Raw genomic sequence first — 14,235 nt, 5'->3', positions numbered from 1 at the left:
TAGAAGCGCTATTCAAGCGCTATGCGCTTCTCCAGGATGCAGCAGCACCTGCGTCACCCGCCGCTCCTCCACCGCAGCCACCGTCAGGCGCCAGCCCTCATGCTCCAGGCTATCGCCCACCACCGGCAGGCGGTCGAGCAGGCTCATTACCAGACCGGCCAGGGTCTGATAATCCTCGGTCGCGACGGCCTTGAAGCCGGTACGCTGACGAATCTGGGTGAGGTTCAGGGCGCCATTGGCACGAAAACCCGCGCCCTCCTCGACAATATCCGGCCCTTCGATCTCACTGGCATCCGGCAACTCACCGGCAATGGATTCAAGGATGTCGGTCATGCTCAATACGCCCATGAAGTCACCGAATTCGTTGATCACGAAGGCGATATGAGTGGATTCCTGGCGCATCTGCTCCAGGGCGTTGAGGATCGAAAAGCTCTCCAGCAGATTGATCGCCCGGCGTGCGAGGTGCTCCAGGTTCGGCTCGTTGCCGGCCAGGTATTCCTTGAGCAACTCCTTCTTGTGCACGAAGCCCAACGGCTCATCCACCGCGCCATTGCGGATCAACGGCAGGCGCGAATAGGACGAATGCATCAGCTTCAGTCGAATCGTGTCGGGGTCGTCCGCCAGGTCGATAAAGTCGACGTTGGCCCGCGGCGTCATCAAGCTGCGAATCGGCCGCTCGGCCAGTTGCAGCACACCGCTGATCATCACCCGCTCGCGTCGGTCGAACAGCGGCCCCTGGGCAGCATCCGTCTCGCCCAACAGGTCAGCCACCTCTTCACCCACTTCCTCCACCGCCAGGCTGCGACCGCCGAGCAAGCGCATCACCGCATGGGCCGTACGTTCACGCACCGGCAACACGCCCTGGGCCGACTTCTTGCGACGCGCCCGGGCAATCTGATTGAACACCTCGATCAGGATCGAGAAACCAATCGCCGCGTACAGATAGCCCTTGGGAATATGGAAACCCAGGCCTTCGGCGGTCAGGGCGAAACCGATCATCATCAGGAAGCCCAGGCACAGCATGATCACCGTCGGGTGGGCGTTGACGAAGCGTGTGAGCGGCTTGCTCGCGACGATCATCAGGCCGATGGAAATGATCACCGCGATCATCATCACCGCCAACTCATCCACCATGCCCACGGCCGTGATCACCGCATCCAGGGAGAACACCGCGTCGAGCACCACGATCTGCGCCACAATCGGCCAGAACATGGCGTATGCCACGTTGCCGGTGCGCTGGGCCACATGGCCTTCCAGGCGTTCATGCAATTCCATGGTGGCCTTGAACAACAGGAACACACCGCCGAACAGCATGATCAGGTCACGGCCGGAGAAGCTCTTGTCGAACACCTCGAACAGCGGCTGGGTCAGGGTCACCAACCAGGAAATACTCGCCAGCAGGCCCAGGCGCATCAGCAACGCCAGGGACAAACCGATCAAGCGCGCACGGTCGCGCTGCTCCGGCGGCAGCTTGTCCGCCAGGATCGCAATAAACACCAGGTTGTCGATGCCCAGCACCAGTTCCAGCACAATCAAGGTCAACAGGCCGAGCCAGGCCGTTGGATCCGCTAACCATTCCATTTATACAAGTCTCTCTACAGGTTTCAGAATGCCGGGCACGGCAAGGCGCGGTCAGTGGACCGGGACAAGGCTGGCAGTCGGAATACGAGGTGTTTCAGCGGGAACAGCGGCGGCGGATGTCTTGGGGAAAGACGACTGGGAGGCTCCGAGAGGATGTTCATGCAGGTCCTGAGATAACAAAAGGACTTGAATCCTACAGGCGAAATACAAATTCCCTACAACGCAAAACTATTACAAAACCTGTCTTCGAACCCACACAAAATCATGTGGGAAGGGGCTTGCCCCCGATGAGCATGAGTATCTACACAACTTTTAAGATCTTGCCAAATCTCTGTGGTGAGCGGGCTTGCCCCGCGCTGGGCTGCGAAGCAGCCCCAAAACCAGCCTCTACAGAGTGCCTGATACACCGCATTCTTCTTTACTAGGGCTGCTTCGCAGCCCGGCGCGGGACAAGCCCGCTCACCACAACAGCCCTGTCTGCCGGGCGTCCGGCGTTGAGCCAACGTTGTGTAGATACCCATGCCCCGATGAGGGCGTGTCAGGTTTTACGGGTTGCATCGTCCAGCGCCAGGATGGTGTGGGCATTCGTCACCGTCGTCGCCAGGGTATTGATCACCCCCGACCGCAACGCCCCCAACGTCGCCGCCGCCTTGGTGTTCTCACTGGCAATCGCCACCACGTCCGGGATGCGGAACAACTCCTGCACCGTCAACCCGATCACTCGCCCCTGGATCGCGTTGACCGCCGGCTGGCCATGGATGTCGATGAAGTCATAGCCCATCATGTCGCCCACGGTACCGGACAGGCGTGCCTGGGCGATCTCCTGGGGCGAGAACCAGCCCATGCGTACCATGTTGCTGTTTTCGCTCATGTCGCCGATGCCGATCAGCGCCATGTCAGCCCGCCGCGCACGGTCGAGGGTCGAGCGCACCGTGTCATTGTTGATCAACACCCCGCGCAACTCCGGGTTGGCCACCAGGGCCGGGGCGTACAGGCTTTCACTCTCGCCGCCAAAGCGCAGGGCCAGGCGCCGGCAGATGTGATCGGGGTTCATGTATTCGCCGGCCTTGAGCGAACCGCCAATGGCGCAGACAAATGTGCAGTTGCGCGTCACCGGCAGGAACACGTTATCGGCCACGGCGCCGACGTTGCGACCCATGCCCACGGCGACGATCATGCCGTCGCTCAAGGTCTTGTTCAGGTAGTTGGCCACCAGGCTGGCGACGGCCGAGCGCTGGGTATCGGGATCGCTGTGGTCCACCGCGATCAACGCGCGATCCAGCTTGAAGCGCGCCACCAAGGCCTGTTCCAGCTCGTTGTTCATCGCCGGATGCTGCAAGACGCGCACCTCGACAATGCCCTCATCCCGCGCACGCTTGAGCAATCGGCTGACTTTGGCCCGGGACAGGTCGAAGCGCTTGGCGATGGCTTCCTGAGTGACGTTCTCGAGGTAATAGAGCATCGCCACTTCGGTCATCTGATCAATATCGCTGGCCATGCGCTGGGTACTGTCACTCATGGGGACGGGCTTCCGTTTCGGCGTCAAAGGCGCATTCTCCCGACTCTTGCCCTGCTACGTCCACTATTGATGCCCATCGCGCTCGATCGCATTGATGCGCTCGACCTTGGCCCCGGAACGGGCCGCCTCGAACTCCGACTCCAGGAACGACTTGACGATGCTTTTCGCCAGTTCGGCGCCGATCACCCGCGCGCCGATAGAGAGGATCTGCGCATCGTTGCTCTTGCGCGCCCGCTCTGCCGAGTACGTGTCATGGGCCTGGGCCGCGCGAATCCCGAGCACCTTGTTGGCCGAGATCGCCATGCCGATCCCCGTGCCGCACACCAGCACGCCCAGGCGCTGCTGCCCGGCGTTGATGGCGGTGGCCACGGCCAGGGCGATGTCCGGGTACAACACCGGCGCGGTGGAATGGGTGCCGAAGTCGGTCACCGGATAGCCCAGCGCCTCGATATGGCGCTTTAACAGCTCCTTGAGCTCAAAACCCGCTTCATCGCATCCGATAGCCACCGGGAAAGGTGTGTTCATGGTGTCTGGCTCCGCTGCCGTGAGGGTGCTTACGACTGATCAATTGATCACTCAATGAAATTTCTCTCATTCATTTCGCAGGCGTTACCCCTCTTCTGTCAAGCGGGATTTAACTGACCTGCCAGTCAAAGCGCTCTAAAAAAGGGTAATTGGCGAAAAAGATCAGAATCACCGCATTTACATGAAAGAGATTGACTGATCAGAATTTCATTTGATACACATATGATCACAGCGAAACATGACTGTGCGACCTAATAAGAATTCACAGCACGAGGACACGCCGATGGCCACGCCATTACTGCTCCAGGCTGAACACGTCGCCAAGGCTTACGCCGGGATCCCTGCCCTGCGTGACGGGCGCCTCTCTCTGCGTGCCGGCAGCGTCCACGCCCTGTGCGGCGGCAACGGCGCAGGCAAGTCGACTTTCCTGAGCATCCTGATGGGCATCACCCCGCGTGATGCCGGCAGCATTCTGCTCAACGGCACCGCCGTACAGTTCAATCGCCCCAGCGAAGCCCTCGCGGCGGGGATCGCGATGATCACCCAGGAACTGGAACCGATCCCCTACATGACCGTCGCCGAAAACATCTGGCTGGGCCGCGAACCGCGCCGCGCCGGCTGCATCGTCGACAACAAGGCCTTGAACCGCCGCACCCGCGAACTGCTGGAAAGCCTGGAATTCGAGGTGGACGCCAGCAGCCCCATGCACCGCCTGAGCGTGGCGCAGATCCAGCTGGTGGAAATCGCCAAGGCGTTCAGCCATGACTGCCAGGTGATGATCATGGACGAGCCCACCTCGGCCATTGGCGAGCGCGAAGCCGAAACCCTGTTCAAGGCGATTCGCCGCCTCACCGCGCGCGGCGCCGGCATCGTCTATGTATCGCACCGCTTGAGCGAACTGGCGCAGATCGCCGATGACTACAGCATCTTCCGCGACGGCGCCTTTGTGGAAAGCGGACGCATGGCCGATATCGACCGCGACCACCTGGTGCGCGGCATCGTTGGCCAGGAACTGACCCGCATCGACCACAAGGTCGGCCGCGAATGCGCCGCCGACACCTGCCTGCAAGTCGACAACCTCAGCCGCGCCGGCGAGTTCCACGACATCAGCCTGCAACTGCGCCAGGGTGAAATCCTCGGCATCTACGGCCTGATGGGCTCGGGGCGCAGTGAATTCCTCAACTGCATCTATGGCCTGACCGTGGCGGACTCCGGCAGCGTCACCCTGCAAGGCAAGCCCATGCCCGTCGGCCTGCCCAAGGCGACCATCAATGCCGGCATGTCGCTGGTCACCGAAGACCGCAAGGACAGCGGCCTGGTGCTGACCGGCAGCATTCTTTCCAACATTGCGCTGTCGGCCTACAAGCGCCTGTCGAGCTGGTCGCTGATCAATGCGCGCAAGGAAACCCAACTGGCCCAGGACATGGTCAAGCGCCTGCAGATCAAAACCACCTCACTGGAACTGCCGGTGGCGTCCATGAGCGGCGGCAACCAACAGAAAGTGGTGCTCGCCAAATGCCTGTCGACCGAACCGGTGTGCCTGCTCTGCGATGAGCCGACCCGGGGTATCGATGAGGGCGCCAAGCAGGAGATCTATCACCTGCTGGATCAATTCGTGCGCGCCGGTGGCGCCGCCATCGTGGTGTCGTCGGAAGCCCCGGAACTGTTGCACCTGAGTGATCGCATCGCCGTCTTCAAGGGCGGCCGCCTGGTGACCATCAGCACCGACACCGCCCTTTCCCAGGAAGCCCTGTTGAGTCTTGCCTCATGAACGCCAAAACCATTGCCGCCCCTATCACCACCGCACCGCGCAACCGCCTGCGCCTGTCCCTCGACCGCTTCGGCCTGCCGCTGGTGTTTATCCTGCTGTGCGTGGTGATGGCGTTTTCCAGCGAGTACTTCATGACCTGGCGCAACTGGATGGACATCCTGCGCCAGACCTCCATCAACGGCATCCTCGCGGTGGGCATGACCTACGTGATCCTGACCAAGGGCATCGACCTCTCCGTCGGTTCGATCCTGGCCTTTGCCGGATTGTGCAGCGCCATGGTCGCGACCCAGGGCTACGGGCTGCTGGCGGCGGTGAGCGCGGGGATGTTTGCCGGGGCGATGCTCGGCGTGGTCAACGGCTTTATGGTCGCCAACCTGTCGATCCCACCGTTCGTGGCCACCCTCGGCATGCTCAGCATTGCCCGCGGCATGACCTTCATCCTCAACGACGGCAGCCCGATTACCGACCTGCCCGACGCCTACCTGGCCCTGGGCATCGGCAAGATCGGCCCGATTGGCGTGCCGATCATCATCTTTGCGGTGGTCGCGCTGATCTTCTGGATGGTGCTGCGCTACACCACCTACGGCCGCTACGTGTACGCGGTGGGCGGCAATGAAAAAAGCGCGCGCACCTCCGGGATCGGCGTGCGCAAGGTGATGTTTTCGGTGTACGTGGTGTCCGGCCTGCTCGCCGGGCTGGCCGGCGTGGTGCTGTCGGCACGCACCACCTCCGCCCTGCCCCAGGCCGGGGTGTCCTATGAGCTGGACGCGATTGCCGCCGTGGTGATCGGCGGTACCAGCCTGTCGGGCGGTACCGGCAGCATCGTCGGCACGCTGTTCGGCGCGTTGTTGATCGGCGTGATCAACAACGGCCTGAACCTGCTCGGCGTGTCCTCCTATTACCAGCAGGTCGCCAAGGGCCTGATCATCGTGTTTGCAGTACTGATCGACGTGTGGCGCAAGAAAAAACGCTAGAGAACGACCACTACAACAATAACCGGAGTTCCCCCCATGAAACTTGGTACCACCCTGGCCGCCGTGGCGGCTCTCTCCCTGCTCGCCGGCAGTATCGCAATGGCCGCCGATGGCAAGACCTACAAGGTCGGCGCGGCCGTCTACGGCCTCAAGGGCCAGTTCATGCAGAACTGGGTCCGCGAGCTCAAGGAACACCCGGCGGTCAAGGACGGCACCGTGCAGTTGACCGTGTTCGACGGCAACTACGACGCCCTGACCCAGAACAACCAGATCGAAAACATGGTGACCCAGCGCTACGACGCGATCCTGTTCGTGCCGATCGACACCAAGGCCGGCGTCGGCACGGTCAAGCAAGCCATGAGCAACGACGTGGTGGTTATCGCCTCCAACACCAAGGTCGCCGACGCCTCGGTGCCCTACGTCGGTAACGATGACGTCGAAGGCGGCCGCCTGCAGGCCCAGGCCATGGTCGACAAGCTCAACGGCAAGGGCAACGTGGTGATCATCCAGGGCCCGATTGGCCAGTCGGCGCAGATCGACCGCGAGAAAGGCGAGCTGGAAGTGCTGGGCAAGCACCCTGGCATCAAGATCATCGAGAAGAAGACCGCCAATTGGGACCGCGCCCAGGCGCTGGCGCTGACTGAAGACTGGTTGAACGCCCACCCCAAAGGCATCAACGGTGTGATCGCGCAGAACGACGACATGGCCCTCGGCGCCGTACAGGCCCTCAAATCCCACGGCCTGACCTCCAAGGATGTGCCCGTCACGTCCATCGACGGCATGCCGGACGCGATCCAGGCGGCGAAGAAAGACGAAGTCACCACCTTCCTCCAGGACGCCCAGGCCCAGTCCCAGGGCGCACTGGACGTGGCGTTACGCGCACTGGCCGGCAAGGACTACAAACCGCAGTCGGTGATCTGGGAGCGCTATGCCAAGGACCTGAAATGGGGCGATGGCACGGCCAAGACCTACATCCTGCCGTGGGTGCCCGTGACTAACGCCAACGCCGATGCGCTGTACAAACAGGTCAGTGGCGGTAAGTAGTTATTGGCTTGAAATACAGGCAAGTGTGGAAGGGGGCTTGCTCCCGGTGGCGGTGTACCAGTGATAGATCAGGTGACTGACCCACCGCCATCGGGGGCAAGCCCCCTCCCACATGAGATCTTCACTGTTTTCGAAAATGGAGTCATGTAAATGTCTGGATTCTGGAACCAAGCCTTCGACCTCAACGGCCGTTGCGCGGTGATCACCGGCGGTGCCGCCGGTATCGGCCTGGCCTGCGCCAGCCTGCTGGTGGAGCGCGGCGCCCGCGTAGCGTTGCTCGACCGCGACCCGGCGGTGGCTGAAGTGGCAGCAAGCCTGGGTGCCGGGCATTTGGGCATTGCCGTCGACCTCAGCCGGATCAACCAGGTGCAACACACCATCGACCAGGTCTTCGCACACTTCCAACGCCTGGACTACCTGATCAACAGCGCCGGGGTGGCCCTGCTGGACAAGGCCGTCGATGTCAGCGAAAGCGCCTGGGACACCACCCTCGACATCAACCTCAAGGCCAGCTTTTTCGTGGCCCAAGCCTGCGCGCGGCACATGCTCGCCCAGGGCAGCGGGCGCATCGTCAACCTCGCGTCCCAGGCCGCGGTGATCGGCCTCGACCGCCACGTCGCCTACTGCGCCAGCAAGGCGGCCATCGTCGGCATGACGAAGGTGCTGGCCATGGAATGGGCGCCGCATATCAACGTCAACGCCATCTCCCCCACCATCGTCGAGACCGCGCTGGGCAAGAAGGCCTGGGCCGGTGAAGTCGGCGAACGGGCCAAATTGCAGATCCCGGCGGGCCGCTTTGCCCAGCCGGAGGAAATCGCCGGGCTGGCGTTGTACCTGCTCAGCGATGCCGCGCAGATGATCACCGGCGCCAACCTGGTGATCGACGGCGGCTACAGCATTCAGTAATTCATTTATCTGTCGTGAGGTTTTGTCATGTCCACCGTCACCGAACGCACACCCGAACAACTCTCGCCGGTCATCCCGAAAACCATGCAGGCCGTGGTCTGCCATGGCCCGGAAGACTATCGCCTGGAAACCGTCGACGTGCCCACGCCCGGCCCCGATGAGATCCTCACCAAAGTCGAGTTGTGCGGCATTTGCATGGGCGACATCAAGACCTATCGCGGCGCGCCGTCGTTCTGGGGCGATGCCGAGCAACCGCGCTACGTCAAGCCGCCGATGATCCCCGGCCATGAGTTCGTGTGTCGCGTGGTGGCCCTGGGCCCGGGCGCGGAAAAGCGCGGCGTGAAGGTCGGTGACCGGGTGATCTCGGAGCAGATCGTGCCGTGCTGGGGCTGTCGCTTCTGCAACCACGGCCAGTACTGGATGTGCCAGAAACACGACCTCTATGGCTTCCAGAACAATGTGCAGGGTGCCATGGCCCAGTACATGATCTTCACCAAGGAAGGCATCATTCACAAAGTGCCGGAATCCATCGCCCCCGATGAAGCGATCCTGATCGAACCCCTGGCCTGCTCACTGCATGCGGCGGAACGCGCCAACGTCGACCATGACGACGTCGTGGTGGTGGCCGGTGCCGGCACCCTGGGCCTGGGCATCATCGGCGCCGTGCGCCTGCGCAACCCGAAAAAACTCATCGTGCTCGACATGAAACCCGAACGCGCCGCCCTCGCCCTGCGCATGGGCGCCGACGAAGTGTGGAACCCGGCCGAAGTGGACGTCCTGGCCAACATCCGCGCGATCACCGACGGCTATGGCTGCGACATCTATATCGAGGCCACCGGGCACCACAAGGCGGTGAACCAGGGCCTGGCGATGCTGCGCAAGCTGGGGCGTTTCGTGGAGTTCAGCGTATTCAACGACGAGGCCACGGTGGACTGGTCGATCATCGGCGACCGCAAGGAGCTGGACATCCTCGGCTCGCACCTGGGGCCGTACATGTACCCGCGGGCCATCGACTTTATCGGCAACCGCAAGATCGATATGCGCGATGTAGTCACCCACAAGTTCGCTCTGGCGGACTTCAAGGAAGCGTTTGCGGTGATGGAACGTGGCGACAAGTCGCTCAAGGTTGTACTAGAGCCCTAAGCACCCCACAGGTCCAAATGTGGGAGGGGGCTTGCCCCCGATTGCGGTGGCTCAGTAATAGATAAGCTAACTGTCACACCGCTATCGGGGGCAAGCCCCCCCCCACAATTGGATAGCGGTGAACCCATAAAAACAGGAACCCGCGTTATGAATCGAGTCATCAACGATCCGGACCACGTGGTCGAGGACATGCTGCGCGGCATCCTGGTCGCGCACCCAGAACTGCGCCAGTACGAAAACAACCCACGGGTGATCGTCAAGGCCAGGCCTTCCGGGCCAGGGCGTGTCGGCATTGTCACGGGGGGCGGCTCCGGCCATGAGCCGGCCTTTCTCGGCTATGTCGGCCCCGGCCTGGTCGACGCGGTGGCCGTCGGTGAGATTTTCTCCTCGCCCACCGCCAAGAGCTTTTTCGACGCCTTCCGCGCCGCCGACCATGGCGCCGGCGTGGCCTGCCTGTACGGCAACTATGCCGGCGACAATATGAACGTGAAGCTGGCGATGAAAATGGCCGCCAGCAAAGACATGCGCATCCGCACCGTGGTCGCCAACGACGACGTGGCCTCCGCGCCCAAGGCCGAGATCGCCAAGCGTCGCGGCGTGGCCGGGGAAATCTTCATGTGGAAGATCGGCGGTGCCGCCGCCGCCCAGCACTACGACCTCGACGGCGTGATTCGCGTCGCGCAGAAAACTGTCGACCACTGCCGCTCGATCGGCATCGGCCTCACGCCCTGCACCATTGCCGCCGTGGGCAAGCCCAACTTCCAGATCCCCGACGGCCAGATGGAACTGGGCATCGGCCATCACGGCGAACCGGGCATTGAGGTCATCCCCATTGAGTCCGCCGCCGCCATGGCCGAGCGCATGCTCGCGCCGATCCTCGCCGACCGCGACTTCAGCCAGGATGACAGCGTGGTGGTGCTGGTCTCCGGTCTTGGCGCCACGCCGGTGATGGAGCTGTATATTTTCTACGCCGAGGTGGAACGCCAACTCAACGCCAAGGGCCTGAAGATTCACCGCTGCTACGTCGGCAACTACTTCACCTCCCTGGAAATGATGGGCGTGACCCTGACCCTGCTCGGCCTCGACGCGGAGCTGAAAACCCTGATCGACCAACCCTGCCGCTCCATCGGCATGACCCAGGCGGACTGAACCATGAGCCAGCATTTTTCCAGCCACCACGGCAGCGCCATCGTCACCGACCTGGTCAGCGTGATCGTGGCCAACCGTGAATACCTCAGCGAAGTCGACGGCGCGATTGGCGACGGCGACCATGGCATCAACATGGCCAAGGGCTTCGCCCATTGCGGGCGCACGATCGAAGGTCGCCAACTGACCCTCGCCGAAGCCCTGGATGAGCTGACCCTGAGCCTGATGGAAGGCATCGGCGGCTCCATGGGGCCGTTGTATGGCAGCCTGTTTATCGGCATGGCCGACGAAGTGCGCGGCCGTGACGACATCGACGCAGCCACCTTCGCCCACCTGTTGCGCGGCGGCCTGACCTCGTTGCAGGACATCACCGAAGCGGGCGTGGGCGACAAGTGCCTGATGGACACATTGATCCCGGCGGTGGAAGCCTTCGAGCGCGCGCACGCCTCGGGGGCGTCCTTCAGCGATGCACTGGAGGCAATGAAAACCGCCGCCTCCCAGGGGCGCGACTCCACCAAGGACCTGGTGGCGAAGATCGGCCGCGCCAGTCGCCTGGGCGAGCGCTCACTGGGCGTGCTGGATGCGGGGGCGGTGTCGTGCTGCCTGATCCTTACGCGCCTGGCGGATTCGGTGCAGCCGCGCCTGAGTGCTTGACCTGCTGGATATACCGCGCCACCGCCGGCGCTTTCTCGAAGCGCCGGTGAATCAGCGACAGCCACGAGGATGCGTCGCAGCCCTGAATGCTGCGATACACCACGCCCGGCAACTGCACATGCCCGACCATTGATGCGGGCACCACCGCCACGCCCTGCCCCATCGACACCAGCGCCACCACCGCGACCAGCCCACCGGGCTGTGGCCCCAGGCGCGGGGCATAACCGCCTTGCGCGGCGACATGCAGGGTGCCGCTGATTTGCTCCGGCAGGATAAATGTCTCGTTTTGTAGGTGTTCGCAGCCAATGGCCGCGAGCCCCAGAAGCCAGGAATCCTGGGGCAGCGCCAGGACAAAACCTTCGCCGTCCAGGCGCACCGCCTCCACCCCCTCGGGCAAGGTCATCGGCGAGCGGATGTAGCCGATGTCGTAGCGCCCGTCCGCCACCGCACTCGGCAACGTGGCCATGGCGCATTCGCGTACCGTCACGCTGACGTCGGGAAATGCCTGGCCGAACGCACGCATTTGCCGCTGCAACAGCCCGGCGTACAGCGCCGAGGCGACGTAACCCAATTCGATATGGCCGATCTCGCCACGCCCGGCGCGCTGGGCATGATGCTGGGCGAATTCGAACTGGCGCACGGTGGCTTCGGCTTCGACCAGCAAGGCGGCGCCGGCTTCGGTGAGGCTGACTTCGCGTTGCCGGCGGATAAACAGGCGCGTGCCCAGGCTGGTTTCCATGTCCTGGATCTGTCGGCTCAGGGTCGGCGGCGCAATGCCCAATTGCTCGGCGGCACGGGTGAAGTTGCGCTGCCGGGCCACGGCGAGGAAGTAGCGAAAATGGCGGATATCCATAACAGGATTAGCTCAAAGGTAATGAAGTGCTCCACAGTGGCTAACAATACCAGCAGCGGCGAGGGATAAGCTCGAAGCACCTCAACACTGGAGCGCTCTTGCGATGCCCACCAACTGCATTTCCCCTATTGCCCGTAAGGTAATCAAGCCATGAGTCGGGTCAGCCCACGCCTGACGTTGCTCACCGCGTCCGGTGTCTGCTCGCTGATCGTGCTCGACACCAATATCGTCGCCGTGACCCTGCCGAGCATCGCTCGCGACCTGGGGGCGAACTTTGCCGATATCGAATGGGTCGTCAGTGCCTACATGCTGGCGTTTGCCGCCTTGCTGCTGCCGGCCGGGAGCCTGGCTGATCGGTTCGGACGCAAGAAATCCCTGGTCTGGGGCCTGAGTATTTTTATCCTCGCCTCCCTTGGCTGCGGGGCGGCGCCGAGTGCGTTGTGGCTGGATATCGCCCGCGCGGTCAAGGGCGTCGGTGCAGCGTTATTGCTCACGTCAGCCCTGGCCTCCATTGGCCACACCTTCCACGATGAAGTCGAGCGGGCCAAGGCCTGGGCGTTCTGGGGCGCCTGCATGGGCGTGGCGATGACGGCCGCGCCGACCCTGGGCGGCGTGATCACCGAGTACCTGGGCTGGCGCTGGATTTTCTACCTCAACCTGCCCGTGGGCCTGGCGCTGATGAGCCTGGTGCTGCACGCGATTCCGGAATCCCGCGATAGCCAATCCGCCCGCCTCGACCCGTGGGGCAGCCTGGCCTTCAGCGCGAGCCTGTTGTGCCTGATCTGGGGCCTGATCGAGGCCAACCGTATCGGCTGGGATAACCCGCTGACCTATGCACGCCTGATCGGCGGTGCGGTGTTGCTGGGTGTATTTGTAGGGGTCGAACGTGTGCAGCAGCGGCCCATGGTGGACCTGCAACTGTTTCGCCACCCGCGTTTTATCGGCGCTTTGCTCGGGATGTTTGCCTACGCCGGCTGCGCCCAAGTGATGATGACGCTGCTGCCGTTCTATCTGCAGAACGGCCTGGGTTTCTCCGCGATTGCCTCAGGCCTGGGCATGCTGCCGTTCGCCCTGACCATGCTGGTCTGCCCCCGGATCGGCGCGCGGCTGGCGGGGCGCTTCGCACCGGCAACGATGATGGCGGCCGGGTTGACCCTGGTGGGCTGCGGCAACCTGCTGAGTGCCTGGGCGGTGAATATCGGCGGCTACCTGCCCTTCGCCCTGGCGATTGCCGTCACCGGTGCCGGTGCGGGTTTGCTCAATGGTGATACGCAAAAAAACATCATGGCCTGCGTGCCACGGGACCGTGCGGGGATGGCCTCGGGCATGAGCACCACCATGCGGTTCAGCGCGATCATGTTGGCGATTGGCGTGTATGGCGCACTGCTGAGCAGCCACAGCGAGCACGTGTTGCGCGCACGTATCGACACGCAATGGCAGGCGCAGGCGGCGGGGATTGCTTCACGGGTGGTGGCCGGGGATATGCCGGCGGCAATGAGCTTGTTGCCGGAGCCGGCACGGGCGGTGGTGCAACCGCTGGCGCGGCAGGCGTTTGTGGATGGGTTCAGCGGGGTGTTGTGGGTGGCAGGGTTATTGGGATTGCTCGGAGCACTGGTGGTGGGGAGGCTGATGCGCAAGCCGATACCCACACCGAACTAAATGTGGGAGGGACGGTGCGACGATTCGACTTGCCCCCGATGAGCATAGGTATCTACAAAAATTTGTAGCAGCCAACGCTAACCACGATGCGAAGCGAGCCGCTCTTGATCTTGATCTTGATCTCAGGCGCCCCGTTAAACCACGCTGGCCGGAATTCGATAGTGATTTGGGGGGTAAACCGGCAGGGATGCCGGTTTAGCCGCCCCGCGCCATGGATGGCACGTGGCGGCGGCCCCCCAAATCACTGTCGGATTACGGGCACACCGAGCCTAGGCGAGGTGCCGAGTGGTGGGGCGAAGCGTTTTGCTTACTTTTGCGCTTTTCAAAAGTGAGCCGCCGTAAGGGCGGAACCAACAGCAGCCGTTACCGCAGCAACGGATATGTACTCGGTCTGATCCAACATCCTGGTCGGCCTGGTCGGCTGTCAGGCCGCCATCGGGGGCAAGTCGAATCGTCGCAC

At 62.9% G+C, this 14,235-nt stretch carries 12 protein-coding genes; 8 read left to right on the top strand and 4 right to left on the bottom strand.

Features of this window, described 5'->3' with window-relative positions; genetic code table 11:
* Positions 1-12: 12 nt before the first annotated feature.
* From AC07OT_RS27490 to rpiB, 3 genes are all read right to left on the bottom strand, one after another.
* A complete protein-coding gene (locus AC07OT_RS27490) occupies positions 13-1,581 on the bottom strand; it encodes a TerC family protein (RefSeq protein WP_495109548.1) in 1,569 nt (522 codons plus the stop codon).
* A gap of 538 nt (positions 1,582-2,119) precedes the next feature.
* Positions 2,120-3,100: a sugar-binding transcriptional regulator gene (locus AC07OT_RS27485; protein ID WP_027608636.1), complete on the bottom strand. Its 981-nt coding sequence runs from the start codon at positions 3,098-3,100 to the stop codon at positions 2,120-2,122.
* 63 nt (positions 3,101-3,163) lie between these two features.
* Positions 3,164-3,625: a ribose 5-phosphate isomerase B gene (rpiB, locus tag AC07OT_RS27480; protein WP_016969738.1), complete on the bottom strand. Its 462-nt coding sequence runs from the start codon at positions 3,623-3,625 to the stop codon at positions 3,164-3,166.
* 283 nt (positions 3,626-3,908) lie between these two features.
* Here rpiB and AC07OT_RS27475 point away from each other — a divergent pair, with 283 nt between their 5' ends.
* The 7 genes from AC07OT_RS27475 (at position 3,909) to dhaL (ending at position 11,263) form a co-directional block, all read left to right on the top strand.
* On the top strand, positions 3,909-5,396 hold the full coding sequence (locus AC07OT_RS27475; RefSeq protein ID WP_065941970.1) for a sugar ABC transporter ATP-binding protein: 1,488 nt from the start codon (positions 3,909-3,911) through the stop codon (positions 5,394-5,396).
* Positions 5,393-6,370 (top strand): ABC transporter permease, encoded by a 978-nt coding sequence (locus AC07OT_RS27470; RefSeq protein ID WP_027608638.1) that lies wholly within the window; start codon positions 5,393-5,395, stop codon positions 6,368-6,370. The genes AC07OT_RS27475 and AC07OT_RS27470 overlap by 4 nt, the downstream gene beginning before the upstream one ends.
* 36 nt (positions 6,371-6,406) lie before the next feature.
* Positions 6,407-7,414, top strand: coding sequence for a substrate-binding domain-containing protein (locus AC07OT_RS27465; protein WP_495109547.1), 1,008 nt, complete (start codon positions 6,407-6,409; stop codon positions 7,412-7,414).
* 150 nt (positions 7,415-7,564) lie between these two features.
* On the top strand, positions 7,565-8,320 hold the full coding sequence (locus tag AC07OT_RS27460) for an SDR family oxidoreductase (RefSeq protein ID WP_495102369.1): 756 nt from the start codon (positions 7,565-7,567) through the stop codon (positions 8,318-8,320).
* Positions 8,321-8,347: 27 nt separating this feature from the next.
* Complete coding sequence (locus AC07OT_RS27455; protein ID WP_027608641.1) at positions 8,348-9,463, top strand: MDR/zinc-dependent alcohol dehydrogenase-like family protein; 1,116 nt, start codon at positions 8,348-8,350, stop codon at positions 9,461-9,463.
* A 147-nt stretch (positions 9,464-9,610) separates the two neighbouring features.
* Entirely contained in the window at positions 9,611-10,612 is a 1,002-nt protein-coding gene (locus AC07OT_RS27450) for a dihydroxyacetone kinase subunit DhaK (protein ID WP_495109546.1), read from the top strand.
* Between the two features lie 3 nt (positions 10,613-10,615).
* The gene (gene dhaL, locus AC07OT_RS27445; RefSeq protein WP_065927173.1) at positions 10,616-11,263 is read left to right on the top strand and encodes a dihydroxyacetone kinase subunit DhaL; all 648 of its coding nucleotides are present in this window, start codon (positions 10,616-10,618) and stop codon (positions 11,261-11,263) included.
* Here the strand turns inward: dhaL and AC07OT_RS27440 are convergent.
* Positions 11,220-12,116: a LysR substrate-binding domain-containing protein gene (locus AC07OT_RS27440; protein WP_027608644.1), complete on the bottom strand. Its 897-nt coding sequence runs from the start codon at positions 12,114-12,116 to the stop codon at positions 11,220-11,222. The two genes, dhaL and AC07OT_RS27440, sit on opposite strands and share 44 nt — an antisense overlap.
* A gap of 150 nt (positions 12,117-12,266) precedes the next feature.
* On the opposite strand from AC07OT_RS27440, the gene AC07OT_RS27435 reads away from it, so the two are divergent.
* Positions 12,267-13,775, top strand: a complete 1,509-nt coding sequence (locus AC07OT_RS27435; protein WP_495109545.1) for an MFS transporter — start codon at positions 12,267-12,269, stop codon at positions 13,773-13,775.
* Positions 13,776-14,235 lie beyond the last annotated feature (460 nt).

Source organism: Pseudomonas sp. GW821-FHT09C10, assembly GCF_059418085.1.
Note: the sequence above shows the minus strand (reverse complement) of the source record. Positions and strands in the feature narration are given on the sequence as shown.